This window comes from Verrucomicrobium spinosum DSM 4136 = JCM 18804, assembly GCF_000172155.1.
Taxonomy (GTDB): Bacteria; Verrucomicrobiota; Verrucomicrobiia; order Verrucomicrobiales; family Verrucomicrobiaceae; genus Verrucomicrobium; species Verrucomicrobium spinosum.
The window spans coordinates 4,896,743-4,912,480 of sequence record NZ_ABIZ01000001.1 but is presented as its reverse complement, the minus strand read 5'-3'; the positions used below and the strand labels follow the sequence as shown (position 1 = coordinate 4,912,480).

Here is a 15,738-nt window from a genome sequence, read left to right as displayed (position 1 = left end):
CGGCCTGCTGATAACGGGCGGGAGCGTTGGGCTTCGCTCAGGCCGACAGGATTGTTGTTCGTCGGTCCCGGCTGGAGTACGGTGTCAAGCCACCGTACTCCAAGACGCTTCGCGTTCCTTGGAGGTGGGGGGCGATTAAAGCGGTGGGAAGGTTTGTTTCCTTTTACTTGAGGCGCGAAAGTCGGCTGCGCCACTGTCACCAAATCCCCGCCGTCCATTCTTTCTGCGGCGGTCTGGACCACACGCATGTACTTAGGGCCGAGCCTTCTGCGGAAGGAAGAGCTTCGGCTGAGCATCTCCGCTGCGCAGGTTCCTTTGCGGCCACCCCAAAACGCGCGAGGTTGGTTCGTTCTGCAAAGGACCCTGGTGGGGGACTGACGTGGAGGTGTTGATGGCGGTGGGGAGAAGGCGGATGCTGTCGGCTTTCCCACCTGATCATCCTCCGCGGAGGTACCCAGGGTTGACTCGCTTGAGGCTCGTCCAACCACTGGGCTGTGCTAGATATCCCCTTCGGGGATAAACTGCGGACTGAGCGGGAGTTGGTTCCTTGACGGCCACCTCCAGCACGAAGGAGTCAGTTCCCCTCAAGGATTCTCGGCGATGAAGGCCTTCAATCTGCCCAGAGCGGCGTCCCATTGGCGGGACACGGCTTCCAGATAGCTGCTGAGGTCGCGCATGGGGCCGGCGTCGAACTCGAAGAGACTCTCGCGACCGGAGCGCACACGGTGAAGGATGCCGGCACTTTCCAGCACGCCGAGATGCTTGGTGATCGCCTGCCGAGAGAGGGGATACCCCTCGCTTAGTTGGGCGATGGAACGCGGCTGGCCATCGGCCAGCCGGTTCACGAGGGAGAGGCGGGTGGCATCTCCCAGCGCGGCAAACACCGAGGCCCGGAGCTGATCCGCGGCGAGGGGAGCGTCAGGGGTTGGCGGAGACATGGCGGAGGATGTTCTGCACCTGCTCTTCCCAGCCACCTTCGTTCATGCGGAACGCCTCCAGGCGACGGTGGGCCGGCACCTTGTCGAACCCGGATTCCGTGACGGTCAGGCGGGTGCCAGTGGTCGTTTCCTCCAACCGGAACTCGACGAGGGTGGGGACCTCGTCGGAGTAGTCCACGTCTGGATCCACGGCATAGGGATGCCACGTGTAAGAGAAGAGGTGCTCGGGTTCTATCTGCTGCACCTCGACTTCCATGATGAGGTGCTCGTAGCCTGGATACAGGATGTGCCCACGTGCGGTTTCCCCCACTGCAAACGGGCCTTCCAGTTTTACCCGGAACCATTCACCGAATTCACGGTAGTCCGTGAGCGCGCGCCAGACTCGGGTGCGGGGAGCGGGGATATCGATTTGTTTTTTGATTTGGTCAGTCATAGGCAACCTTTCGGTTGCATAATGGCTCAGCGAGTCGGGATGCGCAACCTTTTAGTTGCCTAATCATTCCGAGGTTTCAGCGCGCACGCGGCCGGTGAGGACCAGAATCACTGCCATTGCTGCTGCTACCTGAACTGGCGTTATTGGCGCTGCGCGCTTGAGACAGTTCCGACTCCAGGCAGCGGATGCGGGATTCCAGCTGGCAGATGGTGGATCGCAGTCCGCTGATGCACGCGTTCAAGCTCAGCACATCCGATAGAAGCTGGCTGTTGCGGCCACAGAGGTCGCGATTCTGCACTTCCAGGTGAGCTGCGCAGGACTGGGTGCGCTCCAGTTCCTGCTGAAGGTTGCGATTGTCTCCGGCCAGGCTGCGGGCACTGGCCTCCCATTCCGCTGCGGTGCTCGCGAGGTTCTGATTGGCCTGGGATAGTTGGGTGGTTTTTGTCTCCAGGCTGGCGAGTTGCTGGGTCGCCTCTTCGTGCTCGGACTCTCGCAGTGCGTTGGTTTGCTGCACGACGCTGGCCAGTTGGTCACCGTAGGTAGCCCAGGTGGCGACTGCTTTGGTCTTGGCTGCCACTTCCTGACCATGACGCAGACGCCAGTTGTCCGTATCCTCGCGCAAGTTTTCCTGTTTGGTCAAGGAGTGGCGGAGGGCGGAAATCATCGCACCGCGTTCTTCTTGAGCCACGTTCAGGCTTGCTTGAGTGCCTTCGAGTTTGTTGAGGTGTTCGCTCAGGGCTTCTTTCAGAAATGCGACTTCATGAGAGAGCTCCGCATTCTGGGTGCGTGCGCCCCGGAGGTCCCAGGCCGTGGCTCCCAGAAGGGTGGCGGCCACGAGCCACGCTGCGAGGTGGCACCAGGCGGAGGAGGGTGCCCTTCCCCGGTCGGAGTTGTTGCGCGGGGCGGTACGACGGGATGGTGCGGGAGCTTCGTCGTCGCGGCTGGAGATACGGTACACCGCATTCTCCGGCAGGGGATTCCATGCGGTGACTTGGCCCCGGCCGGTGCGCGAAGTGGAGGAGAGGTCCATGCCGTTCAGACGAGCGGCATGTTGCGATATTCAATGGGGTGTCGGCAAAAAGAGGCTGTATTGGCCTGAGTCAAGCGGGTTCAGGAGGGGCATCGCCTGCCTCGCTGGTGACAGCAGGGGGTGAAGCATCTCGAGAGGGGGCGAGCAACTGCCAGCTCCGGCATGCCAGGACGACGGCGGCCACTCCCAGACCCGCCGCGAGTCCTGTCCACATACCCTCCGCACCCCAGCCGCAGCGCAGGCCAAGGAAATAACCCAGAGGAACAGCCACCATCCAGTAGGCGGCAAAGGCGATCCAGGCGGGGATGCGGACATCATTCACCCCGCGCAGGGCGAAGGCGGACACGACCTGGATGCCATCCACGAGCTGGAAGAAGCCAGCCACAATGAGCAGACGTGCGGCGATGGCCTGCACCCCGGCATTGTCCCCGAAGAAGGAGGCGATCTCCCGACCAAAGGTGAAGAACACGAGCATGGAGCAGGTCATGAACGCCGTAGAGAAGAACCAACCGCCAGCCAGCACCCGATGGAGGCGGGCCTGCTGCCGGGCACCCACGATCTCACCCACGCGCACGGTGATGGCCATCGCCACGCCTAGAGGCACCATGAAGGCAAAACCGGCGCAGTTGATGGCGACCTGGTGGGCGGCCAAGGGTACGGCACCGAGAGTGCCAATCAGGAGGGTGCACGCGGCAAAGGCGCCGACTTCGGTCAAGAGCTGAAGGCTGGCAGGGAAGCCGATGGAGAGCAGGTTCTTAAAGGTGGAGGATTCACACCTCGCCCACCAGTGCCGGGGCGTCCAGGCATTGACCTTGGGGGAACGACGGAGCCACTGGAAGAGTCCGATGGTGGTGAGGATGCGGGAGATCAGGGTGGCGAGGGCGGCACCCTCCATCCCCATGGCGGGCATTCCCCAGTGACCCCAGATCAGCAGCCAATTCAGCCAGATATTCAGAAATACGCCGCCCATCATAATAAAGAATGGCGGCCAGGGATGGTTCAGAGCATCCGCATGATTCTTCCAGGCCATGGTGATGAAGGCCGGAATCAGGGAGGCGGCAATGATGATGAGGAAGCTGGGGGTGAGTTGGATGACCTCCTCCGGTTGGTTGAGGAAGCCCAGCAAGGGGACAATGGCGATGGAAACCAGCAGGGAGAGAACTCCAAACGCGAGTGCCATCCAGGTGCCATGGCGAAGGGCGCGACGGGCCTCCTCCGGACGTTTGGCCCCGTGCGCCTGCGAGACCCGGACGGAGATGGACGAGAGCAGTCCGATGCCCAGCACGAATGGCACAATCACGAGGGTGTTGGCCAAGGTGGCGGCACCCAGTTCGTTCACCCCCAACCGACCAATCATGACGGTGTCTGAGATGCCCAGGAACATCTGGCCCAACTGGCCGACAATCATGGGAAAGGCGAGAACAAAGGTCGCAACAAGCTCCTTGGTGAAAGAAGGCCACGGGGGACCTTGTTGCAGGACTGAATGGGGGCTGGATGGTGAAGTGGGTAACATAGGCGACTGCCGTGGAGGGTTTTTTGAGAAGGGGCTTGGAGGGGAGGTGCCGACGGCAGGCACAAAAAAACCACCGCCCTGAGAATTTGGGGCCGGTGGGAGAGACTTCGCGAGACGACGAAACGCGCTTATTAGAACTCCCATCCAGGCTCCATGATGCCGACCGGCTTCTTGGCCGGAGAGCGATCATGACGGGGACGGGCGGAGTTCATGGAAGGTTCTAAATACCCGCAGTGAAGTAGTGTGTCAAATGCAACGCGCCTCGCGGGCGTGGCACGGGCCTTCATGCAGGGGAGGAACGGCGGCGGCGGCGCAGGGTGAGTGCGACGATCCCGCCGATCACGAGCAGCATACGCGAAGGTTCCGGCGCAACGTAGATGATGCCGTCTGTGATGAACTTGTCAGTGGCCCAGAAATAGCCGTCTGACAGCGCCATGCCGGAGAGGTCAAGACTGGCCAAAGTGAACGGCCCGGCGTTGCCGGCACCGTCGCCGTTGAGATCTAAAATGGCCCAGTCGAGGAGGTTGAAGACGTCGCCCCAGCCAGCCGTGTACCCATTGCCATAGGTGACGTGGATGATGGAGGTGTCATTGAGCCCCAGCGTGCCGTTCACCTGGAGGGTATCATAGAGACCTCCGGAGTCTGCGCTGGCAAAGTAGGAAGCGTTGCCCAGGGCGAGGGGATTGCCAATGTTGCTGGTGGTCCCGCCGAGCTGCATTTCCAGCCTTGCAGCGCCGGGGACGGCGGTGGGATGGATGAAGACATTCTCAAAGGTTAGTTCACCGAACCCTGTGCCGGCATCGGCAAGAGTGCCGCCCGCGCCGGTGCTGCCTGGGCGGAGGATGCTGCTGCCCCGCACGATGAGCGTACCCTCCACGGCACCAGTGCCGGAGATCATCTTGTTGATCATCTCATAGGTCCCGCTGGTGCGCCCTGTGAGGCTGAGAATGGCACCTGAGTCAAGCTGTACCCAGGTGCTGCCATCAATGTTGCCCGTGCCGCGGAGGGCGAGCGTGCCACCGGCGACGGTGGTCTTGCCCGTGTAGGAGTTGGTGGGTGTCTGGGGCTGTGTCTCGAGCGTGAGTTTTCCCGTTCCTGTCTTCACGAGGTTGAGGGCTCCGGTGATCTCACCATAGTACACGCGGTCGGAAGACTGGTTCACCGTGAGGGTGGCGACGGAGCTGGAACTGTTGGTCACCGTGGTCCTGAAGGCGGCGTTGGAGGTGTTGCTCCGTTGCTCACTTGAGAGGCCGCCCACGGTCTGGTTGAACCCAGCCAGATCGAACGCGGCCAAGTCCGAGGTGAGGTCCGACGAATGGACATTAAGGAGCGTGCCGGTAGGCAGTGCATCCTGCCGACCGAGGCGGACGGTGCCGCGCACGATGCTGGTGGAGCCGGTGTAGGTGCTGGACCCGGCGAGCACCACCACCCCGCCCGTGGCGCTGGCGGCGATGCCCAGATCGCTGGGGGTCGATCCATTGCGAATGGCTCCGGAGATGGTGAGGGTGGAGTGGCTGCCCGTGCCCACCCGCGCCCCACTAGTGCTAATGATCACATCGCCCGCCCAGGTGGCAGAGGCTGGGGAACCGGAAGTGCCGGCGGCACTTTGCAGGTTCCCGTTGTTTCCTGTACCATAGCCATTGATGGTGAGGGTTTCGCCTGTGACGGTGATTCCGTTGGCCAGGCGGACGATGCCCAGAGACCCCACCAAGGTGCCGCCATCGGCGGTGCCCAGCGCCTGATTGTGCGCCACGACGATGACGCCGGGGTCAAGGGAAGTGATTCCTGCGCTGAGCAGGGTAACGCCGGTGTAGGTATTGGCCTGCGTGAGCGTGAGCGTGCCCGAGCCCATTTTCGTGAGTCCGCCTGTGCCGGAGATGATTCCGCCGTAGGTGGTGGCGTTGCCCTGGGTGTCGAGGGTGCCTCCCGCTGACTGCAGGTGGATGCCCCGGTTGCTGGAGAGGTTGAATGCAGCCCCCCATTGCAAGACTCCTCCATTCAGGGTGATGTTGGTCGCGCCGACGGAAGCTGGTGTCGCGCCCAGGCTGGCGTTGGCCATGATGCGAACCGTTCCGCCATTGATGACCGTGCCCCCGGAGTAGGTGCTGCCTGTGCCCGCCAGCACGAGCAGGCCGGTGCCGTTCTTGGTCAGGCTGACGATGCCGCTCCCGTTGTTGTTTACGTTGGAGTTGACGGTCAGAACCGCACTGGGCGAGTGGTTCGTGAACATCAGTTCGCCTGCGGTGTTGGCCGCACCTCCGGCAGTCAGCACACTGTCCTCACCAGCGGTACTACCGATGGTGAGACTGCCGGCACTTGACGCTACAAGGACGCCGCCTACTGCACCGAGGCGGAGCATTTTGCCTGAGGGACTTGCGCCAAAATTCACCGTGGCAGTTCCAGTGGCGCCCTGTAGGAGCGTGTTGATCTCCGTGATGCCATTGCTCCCGATGTCCTCCAGGGCGATCGGTCCGCTGGTGCCGCCATCAACGATTTTAACGTTGGCTGCGGGGCTGTCTGGAAGAGGGCCGAGAGTCCCTGCACCCGTGCTGAAGCGGGTGACCTGGGTGTAGTCCGTGTAGGCGACGATGTTGCCGTTGTTCACGGTGGCCCAGTCGTTGCCATTCACCGTGGCCCATGCGCCGAGAATGCCATGCGTGTTGCCGGTGCTGGTGCGAATCCCGTTGGTGGCGCTCTGCGTGCCGGAGGGGATGACAAAATTGACACTGCCAGCCGTACGAGAGATGGCACCCAGATTCAAAAGCAGATCCTGCGGGGTGGTGGCGTGGGTGGTGAGAGAGATGGTGGAGACTCCACCGGAAACCTGGAGTCCATTCACTTTCTGGGCCGCGGCGGAGCTTCCACGGCCGAGCACGGCCAAGGTGCCGCCACTCGTGACCAGGGTGGTACCGGTGCCGAGGATGTTCGCCGATGGCGCGGATGCTGCCCCAAAATTGAGAGCCAGCGTGCCGGACACGAGGGTGGTGGCTCCAGTGAAGGTGCTGCTGCCCGTGAGGGTCTGGGTACCCGTCCCGGCGCGGGTGAGACCAAGGCGTCCTCCGCCGTCGCCGTCACGCAAGATGCCGTCGTAGGTGTAATTTCCTGCACCTGAAAGCACCAGTACTGCGTCCTGGCTGCTGCCATTCTCCGTGATGATGGCTCCGGCACCGCCGCTGCTGGAGAGGCCTGCTGCATAGACAAGAGGGCTCTGAACGGCGAGCGTCTTGTCGAAGCTGTTGTTGCTGAAGTTGACCGCATTGGGGGCTGCGGCATTCAGGGCTCCCAGGTGGGCCAGAATGACCTTGCCATTCGCGAAGTTCAAGCCACCGGTGAGCAAGTTGTTTCCGCTGAGCTTCCACGTGCTTGTGCCGTTCTTGGTCACCACCACGGTGTTGGAGATGACTCCAGTGATCTCTCCTGAGCCCGCACCGTCGAGGACGAGCGTGTGATTTACGCCGTCCACCGACGAGGCGTTGACGCTGCCCGTGATGAGCAGGTGTCCAGAAACGGTGTCGAGTGTGACCGTGGATCCCACTGCACCGCGGAGGTTTCCTGCCCAGGTGTTGTTTCCCTCGGAACTGATGAGGTGGGGCGTGTAGAGCAGTTCACCGGTGATGGTGACGCCGGCCTTGAGCTCGATACGGGAACCGACGAGTACATTGGTTTCTCCTGAGGGGAAGCCGAGAGCCTGGTTGTGCCGGACGACCAGGGTCCCTGCGGTGACGCGGGTCTCGCCGGTGTGTGTGTTGGCGGTGTCGAGCGTCAGGTTGCCGGTGCCGGCCTTGATGAAGATCCCTGCTCCGGTGATCGTGCCGCTGTAGGTGCTGTCGCTCCCGGCAGTGTCCAGGGTGCCGCCACCCGCCAGCAGGGTGATGCCACGATTGGCATCGAGATTGAAAGAAGCCGCCAGTTGCAGGGTGCCGCCGTTGAAGGTGAGATTGGTGGCGGAAAAAGTGGCTGGAACGTTCCCCAGAGATCTGTCCCCGGAGATGCGAAGCACGCCTGCATTCAGCACCGTTCCTCCGGTGTAGGTGCTGGCAGTGCCAGTGAGAACCTGAGTGCCCAGGCCATCCTTGACCAGCGTGAGCGCTCCACCCGTGCCGCCGTCCGCAATCATCCCGCCATAGGTGGGATAGTTGGCGGATTCGGCGACATTGAGGATGAGCTGGGCGGCAGTGGCGTGGTTGTTGTGCACGGTGCTGGTCCCGCCATCTCCAGGAGAGGACAGCCCTCCCGCAGTGGTATTGATCCCGTTCAGGGCCAGGGTCTTCACGTTGATATTGTTTGTGAAAGTGACGATGTTGGGGGTGCTGGCATTGAGAGCTCCGGTGCTGCCCATGCGGAGCGTGCCTGCCACAATTTCCACGCCGCCTGTGAAGGTGTTGTTTCCTGATAACACCACGGTGCCGGTGGCGTTGTTGGTGTTGATCTGCAACACTCGGCTCCCTCCCGCTTCACCAATATTGCCTGAGAGGGTGGCCACCACGCCGGCGGACGCTGCGGATATTCCGGCATTGCCGGCCAGGGTGATGGGCCCGCTGATCGTGCGGGACTGATCCACCCGAACCGCACCCCGGGAACTGCTGCCAATCCCCGTAAGAATGAGGGGGACATTCAGGGGAGAGGCGCTGGCGAAGTTGATGACCAGCGTGGACGAGGGGCCAACGTTGATCGCGGAAAGGGTGGAGAGGCTCGCCAGATTCTGAATATCCACAAACAAAGACCCTTCGAGAGAGAGCGTGCCGGTCCAGGTGTTTGCAGCGCGCAATTGGATGAGCCCCAGGTCCGAGGAGCCTGTGGTCTTGCGGATGGTGATGTCGTTCCCGGCAAGAGCCGAGTTGATATCAATGCGGTAGTTCGTGGCGATTTTGGTGGCTCCCTGACCGATCTCAATGAATCCACCACTGGCGATCTGGATGGTGCCGCCGGTGAACTGGTATGCGTAGTCGGTCGAGGCGGACAGTTGAACCGCCCCGAAGTGCAAGCCTGCGGCGGTAACCGTGCCATCCACGGCAATGGTGCGAGAGTCGCTGCTCAGGGCTCCGCCCGTGCCAAAGTTCGCGATGGTAGCGCTCCCCGCAGGGTCCGTGGGCCACGCTTGATTGTCGCTGCTGGGGCTGGTGGCGGTGGGCAGCCAGTTGACCCCGGTGCCGGCATTCCATGTGCCTCCGCCGTCCTGGGCGGCGTCTGCCGAGGTGTTCGCGTCCCAAAACAGAGACTGGCCAAAGGAGAGGGGATACGCGTTCCCCATGCAAACCAGAACCACGAGTAAAAGAAGCCGGGACAGGCTGGCAAATACACTCCCGCAAACAAGCCGTTGCTGAGGCCATGAGGATGCCGTTGGACGTTGGGATGGGGTGTGATTGAGAGCAGGGAGCTTAAGCACAAACCAGAGGCGGTGAGAGACTGGCAAAAGGCATGACCGCAGTGAGGGGGCGGGCGGGCCTGTAGGAAACAGCGCTACACTTTATATGTCTCTACCCCGAGCTGGAAATGGCTTGAAATCCTTGTTTTTAGATAGGGTATTGACTTACCATTGTAGGGCGGTTTCCAGCTTGGAGGAGCCAGTGGCACAGGTGCCGCATGAGAAAATGGCGACCTGTTTGTCAGGGGCAAACTCCCAAGCGGTGGGAAGGATGGTTGGAGGAATCGTTCAAACCCATCTGGTGCCTCAGGTATTCTGATGGGATGATGAGGTCGTCGCACTGCTATGGCTGGCCGGGCTTCACATCCAGGCAGACCACATCTCCCGCATTGTTCTTGCACAACAGACGCCCGTGACTGAGCACGGGCAGGACGTAGCCTTTCCCTGGCAGCACTTGAGCGCGTTGCACGACATCCAGCTTGTCGGGAAGGAGTTTGGCCAGCACGAGTTCGCCAGCGTTGGTCAGAATGATGAGGTGCTCATCACTCAAGATGGCCGTGCCTTTGTCGATCTCGTCGCAGATCCACTTGGGCTTGCCCGTGGCCATGCTCACGCAGCGGAGATCTTTGACGCCGCGCTTCTGGTCGTTGAATACGATGAGGTGCTTCTGCCAGGGAACCCCGGAATTGAATAGAAGGCCGAGGTCGCGCTCATTCCAGGTGGGCGTGAGCGTGTTGTTCTTAAAGTCGAGACCGGTGCTGCCCTCGGCCCCAGTGTGGGAGACGAAGATAGTGCTGCCCTCCACGAAGGGAGTGGCGCAGTTGCTGAAATCGCGAGTGGTCGTGGCGTGGCGGGCCAGTTCTTTCCCAGTGACAGGCTCCAGGACCACGAGAGCTTCTCCCTTGTAGAGAAGCATGACGTCCTGACCACCCAGCTTGGTGAAGACGGGCATGGAGTAGCCAGCTTCTCCCTTGCCCACCATCCAGAGCGGCTCACCTGTCTTCGCATTGAGACAGACGGTTGACCCGGTGTCTCCACCAGCATCGTAGAATGCATGCCCGCAGGTCACGAGCACGCTGTTGGCATAGCCATAGACGGGACGTTTTCCGCCGAAATCCTGGAGCAGATTTTTCTGCCATACCACCTGTCCAGTCCCGGCATTGAGGCACAAGGCATCCCCCTCGCGGCTCAGGGTGTAAACCAATCCGCCCACCACGGTGGGGGTGGCGGCGGGACCGAAGGGCACGATGGGCATGAGGTGCGCTGCGGTTTTGCACGGGTACTGGTGCTTCCAGATCTCCTTGCCCGTCTCCAGATCCAGGCACCAGATGGTGTCCGTATCGGCACCGTCGTTGCCGGCGGTGTAGGCGCGGTTACCCACCACGGCAAACGAGGCCAGACCACGGCCGACGTTCAGCTTCCATAGGGTCGGTGGTCCATCGACCGGCCAGTCTTTGTTCCATCCTGTCTCGGGAGAGGTGTTGTTGTGACTCGGGCCATGGAACTGCGGCCAGTCAGATTCAGCAGCCCAGGTGGTGAGGGCGGTCAGAAGAGAGAAAGCGAGGCCCGAGACGAGAGTGGGGAGCAGGCGCATGGCGATGGGGGTAAATGAAGCGGGGCCGCCGGGCAAATCATGCCAGGGCCCCGGGTGGGATGACCGTGGGTTGAAAGATAAAGGATTACTTGGCAACCTTCAACAGAAGGGAGGCGTTGTGGCTGACCGCATCATAGGCAGCGCCACCGGAGTATCCTTTGGTTTCTTCGCGCTGGTGTTTGCAGTAGAGGAGGTAGTTTCCGGGCTTCGAGGCATCGATCTTGAGTTTGCCTTCTTTGTCAGCAGTGAGTTCTGACTCCACGCCGCCGGGGGGCACTACGTTGACCTTGGCCTAAGACACGGGCTGGCCGCGGAAGAACACTTGCACCTCACCGGCAGTGGCGGTGGGGACGATATCAAAGGTCAGCGCCGGGGTGGCGGCGCCCGCCTTGGCCTGATGCCAGCGGGCATAGAAGATGGGCTTGCGGGCGTGTGAATCACCGCGCTTCATCACGGCAAAGGCCGCCTCGGCCTGGGCGCCATTCTCTGGCTTGGCGTCCACCAGGAGATAGTGGTCGGATTTCTTCTGCACCTCGAATACCTTGGGCTTGCCGTCATCGCCTGCGGTCCAGGCTTCTGGCGTCTTCAGGGAGTCAAGGTGCCCCGGGGACTTTTCATATTCTTCACCGTACTCGGCAAAACGGACGACGAGTTTGCCATCGGTTGTATCCTCGATCCATACTTCATGGGCGGGGAGGGAGCAGGTGAGGGCGACGAGGGCGAAGGTGAGGAGACGCATGGGAATTATGAATTGTGAATGCGGAATGCGGAATGCGGAAGGTGTTTTACCTCTAACCGGTGAAGTTTGATCAATCTGCTTTGCCGGCGGTTTTGGCAGGTGCGGGGATGGTGACGATTTCCACGGTGTTCAGGGGCTTGTCGCCGGTGGTGCCGCCCAGGGCGATGACGCTGTGGTTCCAGGGCTCGAGCTGGTGGAAGAAGCGGGAGCCGGAGAGTTTGGCGACTTCGGACCAGGTGTTGTCGCTGCTCAGGGCGAAGATCTTGCCGCCGCGCGGACTGGCGATGACCCGGCCATCCAGGGCGCAGGCGGCGACAGCGAAGGATTTCACTTTGCCCTCGGCAGGGAGATCCTGGATCTTGCTCCAGGACTTGGAGGCCACGTCGTAAACATCGACGGCATTGCTGAGCTCGTTCTTGGCGTCCATCCCGCCGATGGCGTAGAGTTTGCCGCTGTTGGCGACGACGGCGAGGGCGCGACGCTCAAAGGGTTGGGGAAAGCTCTGCCATCCACTGGAGGGATTGGCCAGATCCAGGACGAGCGAGGTGTTGTGGAAGGTGCGAACGTGATGGCGGTCATCAGCTTCCTTCTCGGGGGCATCCTTGGAGGTGTCGAGAGGCCATCCGCCCACTGCATAGAGTTTCCCGTCCAATACGGCGATGTCGTGGCTGGAGCGGGCCTCAGGCAGTTTGGGGAGATCGGTCCAGGACTTGGTGGCGGGATCAAAGACCAGCGCATGGTCCAGAGATTTGAGGACGGCTGGTTTGCCTTTCTCGTTCTGCGGCTGCATGCCGCCCACGAGATAGATTTTGCCAGCAGCTTCGGTAAGGCCCGGGCTCTGGACGGGAGGGCCGCCCGGGAGATCCACCCAGGTGGTCGGCTGCTGGAGATCCAGCGCACGGAGTTTTCCGCTGGTGGTCTCCAGCGACCAGGAGTGTGCGCCTGCGAGATGCCCGCCATAGGTGTAGAGACGGCCTTGGGAGATCACCCCACCGAAGCTGGTAACAGCATCTGGAAGGGAGGGAAGTTCAGCTGCCGGTATGGGCGTGGCCGCAGCAGCCGCGAGCGCGCAGAGTCGAAGGAGGAAGGACATGGAAAAAAGTTGAAACGGATGGGAATGAAAAGACCACCACGATGCCGTGGATACCGGTTTTTTAGTGAATCGGCTTTGGGAAGATACGTGCGGGCGGGCAAGGGTGTTAGCGTCGGTTTTTGACTGGATTTGCAGGGATCAGTTTGCGAGAAGGTTGGCGGTAGCTCGTCGTAGTCGGAGGGCCAGGGTGATCAGGCATCCAAAAAGCAGGACGGCGCGGCGTAGTTTATTACGAGGTTGTTGCCGCTTTGGGCGAGCCTGAACGTGCCGGTGGTGAAGGGTTCGCCATCATACCGGAGACGGTGAGTTTACGCCCGGGGGCGAAGACCAGGCGGCCTGCATCTCCCATGAAGCCATCGATCTGTAGTGTGCCAGCCACTTCGATTGGGCCATTGAACTTCAGGATTGCCCCTTTGTGCAAGATCAGGTGTTCGCCGTCGGTGTGGCTGCCGTTGAGATAGAGCGTACTTGCGCTGACGATGGTTTCTCCGGTATAGGTGTTGTTGGCCGTGAGGGTGAGGCTTTGGCTGCCCGACTTGACCAAGAACACCTCGCCAGTGCCGTTGTTGCTGAGGGGGGGCAGAGATGTCGGTGACACCGTTTGCGACGAGGATGAGTTTGACGTCAGTATTGTTTCCTGTACCAGCGGTGCGGGTGCTCGACGCTTGGACGGGTGACCCCTGTGGCTGACCGGTTGGCACAACCGGACTACGCCGACGCGTGGCTGTGGGGGAGTCTCGACGTGTGGGCGCAAAAAAGGCCGCAGGAGCTGCCTCCCGCGGCCCATTCTGAAATTCATTGCTGGCCACCGTAGCGCGGCAACCAAAAACCAAGATCTAAGAACTAAGCACTTTTACGCCACCTGCCGGCAGCGTTTCCTGTAACCGCTCGGGGTCACGCCAAACTCGCGCACGAAGCCGCGGGTGAAGGCGCTGAAGCTCTCGTAGCCGACGCGCAGGGCGATGTTGCTGATGCTTTCCCGGCTGGTGCTGAGAAGCTTGGCGGCCAGCTCCATGCGGCGCTGGCGGAGCAACTCGGGAATGGTGCGGCCCATCTGGCTGGCGAAGAGACGGCTGAGGTAGAAGGGACCACAGCCCACCTCGCGGGCCAGCATCTGAAGGGTGGGGGGATTCTCAAGGTCGCGCTCCAGAAGGAAGACGGCCTTGTCCACGCGTTCTCGGTTCACTTCCATCGTGCTGGTTTCTCCCGGCTGCATGACTGGCTTGAAGAGCGTCAGCGAGGCGAGTTCCGTGACCTTGGCCTGGTACCAGACGGGGAGGCAGGCGGTGTGTGTGGGAGGGGTGGCCAGTTGCTGGGCCAGGCTCAGCACGCTGGCGGGCACGGTGAACTCTTTGGGTTCTAGGAAGAGGGGGTGATTCAGTGCTTCCTCAGAGACCGGGGTGGCGTGATCGCCCATGCCGCGGAGGCGGACGAGCATCTTCTCACCCAGTTCCACCAGCACCATGCGGTGGTTGCGACCGCCGCTGGCTGTCCAATACAGGCCGGACTGTGGCTGCAGGATGGCGCCGTGGTCTGCCGTGACCTCTAGCCGCGTGTTGCGGAACACCAGGGACTGATGCCCTGAGAACACCACCGCCAGAGCAAGCGTGTTCGGGCTCAAGTACTGGCTGAGGGACTCGTCGCGACCGGCAAAGAAGCGAATCTGCTGCACCCGGAAGCCGTCCTGGGCCAGGGAGCCGTGAAGCCATTCGGATTTGGAAGGGGGAGTACGCACGCGGCGTTTATGGCGCTATCGAGACTCAGTTGCAAGTATTTTGTCTCGATTTGTGCGGGTCGGAGGGGGGATCTCGTCACGCTGGAGATGGATGCGGAGCGTGCTGTAGGGATTTTGGCATTTGGATCCCTGAAACATGTCGGGGCCGCAGTCGGTGCAATCACTTCCGTCTGCGGCCCCGGTGCTGTGTTTTGGGGCTGGCAATTTTGCCCATGCCACCCGGCCGGGTTTGCCAGCCCCGCTGATTCGCATCATGGACACAATGTGGCCGGAATCTTCTTAAAGGGTGTTCATGTGCGGTTCTCATTGCTTCCGGACGAGCAGGTTTTTCCAGTGGCATGAAAAGCCCCGAAAAAACTGAAAGCGAGTTGTCCTGATCTGCCGCGATGATTCGTCATCCCACGAACTCCGAACTTCATCTCGCTATCCCCATGAAAATTGCACCCTGCCTCTGGTTCGACGGCAAGGCCGAACAGGCCGCCAACTTCTACATCGGCATCTTCAAGAACTCCAAGATCACGGACATTGCCTACTACGGGGAGGCAGGGCAGGAGCAGCACGGGCAGCCAGCGGGCTCCGTGATGACGGTCGCCTTTGAACTGGATGGTCTGAAGTTCACAGGCCTGAACGGGGGCCCCACCTTCAAGTTTAACGAGGCCATCTCCTTCCAGATCGACTGCGAGACTCAGGAGGAAGTGGACCATTATTGGAATCATCTGGCAGAAGGGGGGCCTCCCGAGGCGCAAATCTGCGGCTGGGTGAAGGACAAGTTTGGTGTCTCCTGGCAGGTGGTACCCAAGATCCTGCCGGAGTTGCTAATGGATGAGGACAAGGTGAAGGCCGCCCGGGCCATGACTGCGATGATGGGCATGAAGAAGATGGACATCGCGGCGCTGCAGCGTGCGTTTGATGGGGAGGGGTGAGGGGGAGCTGTGGTTTTTGGTGAACCCAACGTAGGCTCGCTCGAAGCTCGCCAACGTTGGGCTTTTGGCCGAATCCTCTTCGAGGAAGAGCCTCGAGTGAAGGACTGGGGCGGAGCAAAGTAGTGCAGAGCTTTAGCTCGTCAGTCGCGTGGCGGAATGCGAACATCGCGAGCTAAAGCTCTGCACTACTTTCAGCTGCCGCCGCGGGCGTAGTCCGGTTGTGTCAACCGGCTTTGGGGGCGGAGCGGTGAAACGCATCCGGCGGTTGTGGGTGATGACGTCTGCTGCCTCAGGGGTAGGGCGTGGCAAGCGGGGCGCTTGCCCTACAGTGCGTCAGGGGTGGGTTGGGTGTGCGAAGTCTTTGGGTGCTCTGTT

The 15,738-nt window shown here is 61.3% G+C and carries 12 protein-coding genes; 1 reads left to right on the top strand and 11 read right to left on the bottom strand.

Annotated elements, in window-relative coordinates; genetic code table 11:
- Positions 1-584: 584 nt before the first annotated feature.
- From VSP_RS19835 to VSP_RS19780, 11 genes are all read right to left on the bottom strand, one after another.
- Positions 585-938: an ArsR/SmtB family transcription factor gene (locus VSP_RS19835; protein ID WP_009962883.1), complete on the bottom strand. Its 354-nt coding sequence runs from the start codon at positions 936-938 to the stop codon at positions 585-587.
- Positions 919-1,371: an SRPBCC family protein gene (locus VSP_RS19830; RefSeq protein WP_009962882.1), complete on the bottom strand. Its 453-nt coding sequence runs from the start codon at positions 1,369-1,371 to the stop codon at positions 919-921. The genes VSP_RS19835 and VSP_RS19830 overlap by 20 nt, the downstream gene beginning before the upstream one ends.
- 76 nt (positions 1,372-1,447) lie before the next feature.
- Positions 1,448-2,401 (bottom strand): coiled-coil domain-containing protein, encoded by a 954-nt coding sequence (locus VSP_RS19825; RefSeq protein WP_009962881.1) that lies wholly within the window; start codon positions 2,399-2,401, stop codon positions 1,448-1,450.
- 70 nt (positions 2,402-2,471) lie between these two features.
- Positions 2,472-3,809 carry an MATE family efflux transporter gene (locus tag VSP_RS36380; protein WP_009962879.1) on the bottom strand — a complete coding sequence of 446 codons (1,338 nt, stop codon included), beginning with the start codon at positions 3,807-3,809 and terminating at the stop codon, positions 2,472-2,474.
- Between the two features lie 388 nt (positions 3,810-4,197).
- The gene (locus VSP_RS19810) at positions 4,198-9,165 is read right to left on the bottom strand and encodes a beta strand repeat-containing protein (protein ID WP_009962877.1); all 4,968 of its coding nucleotides are present in this window, start codon (positions 9,163-9,165) and stop codon (positions 4,198-4,200) included.
- Between the two features lie 457 nt (positions 9,166-9,622).
- Positions 9,623-10,873, bottom strand: a complete 1,251-nt coding sequence (locus tag VSP_RS19805; RefSeq protein ID WP_009962876.1) for an outer membrane protein assembly factor BamB family protein — start codon at positions 10,871-10,873, stop codon at positions 9,623-9,625.
- Between the two features lie 85 nt (positions 10,874-10,958).
- Positions 10,959-11,135 (bottom strand): hypothetical protein, encoded by a 177-nt coding sequence (locus VSP_RS19800; RefSeq protein WP_157210978.1) that lies wholly within the window; start codon positions 11,133-11,135, stop codon positions 10,959-10,961.
- A gap of 30 nt (positions 11,136-11,165) precedes the next feature.
- Entirely contained in the window at positions 11,166-11,612 is a 447-nt protein-coding gene (locus VSP_RS19795) for a hypothetical protein (protein ID WP_009962874.1), read from the bottom strand.
- A gap of 70 nt (positions 11,613-11,682) precedes the next feature.
- Entirely contained in the window at positions 11,683-12,705 is a 1,023-nt protein-coding gene (locus VSP_RS36375; RefSeq protein WP_009962873.1) for a Kelch repeat-containing protein, read from the bottom strand.
- A gap of 229 nt (positions 12,706-12,934) precedes the next feature.
- Entirely contained in the window at positions 12,935-13,303 is a 369-nt protein-coding gene (locus VSP_RS42460; RefSeq protein ID WP_009962871.1) for an autotransporter-associated beta strand repeat-containing protein, read from the bottom strand.
- A 255-nt stretch (positions 13,304-13,558) separates the two neighbouring features.
- A complete protein-coding gene (locus tag VSP_RS19780; protein ID WP_009962869.1) occupies positions 13,559-14,440 on the bottom strand; it encodes a helix-turn-helix transcriptional regulator in 882 nt (293 codons plus the stop codon).
- Positions 14,441-14,871: 431 nt separating this feature from the next.
- Here VSP_RS19780 and VSP_RS19775 point away from each other — a divergent pair, with 431 nt between their 5' ends.
- Complete coding sequence (locus VSP_RS19775) at positions 14,872-15,363, top strand: VOC family protein (protein WP_009962868.1); 492 nt, start codon at positions 14,872-14,874, stop codon at positions 15,361-15,363.
- The last annotated feature ends 375 nt before the right edge of the window (positions 15,364-15,738 follow it).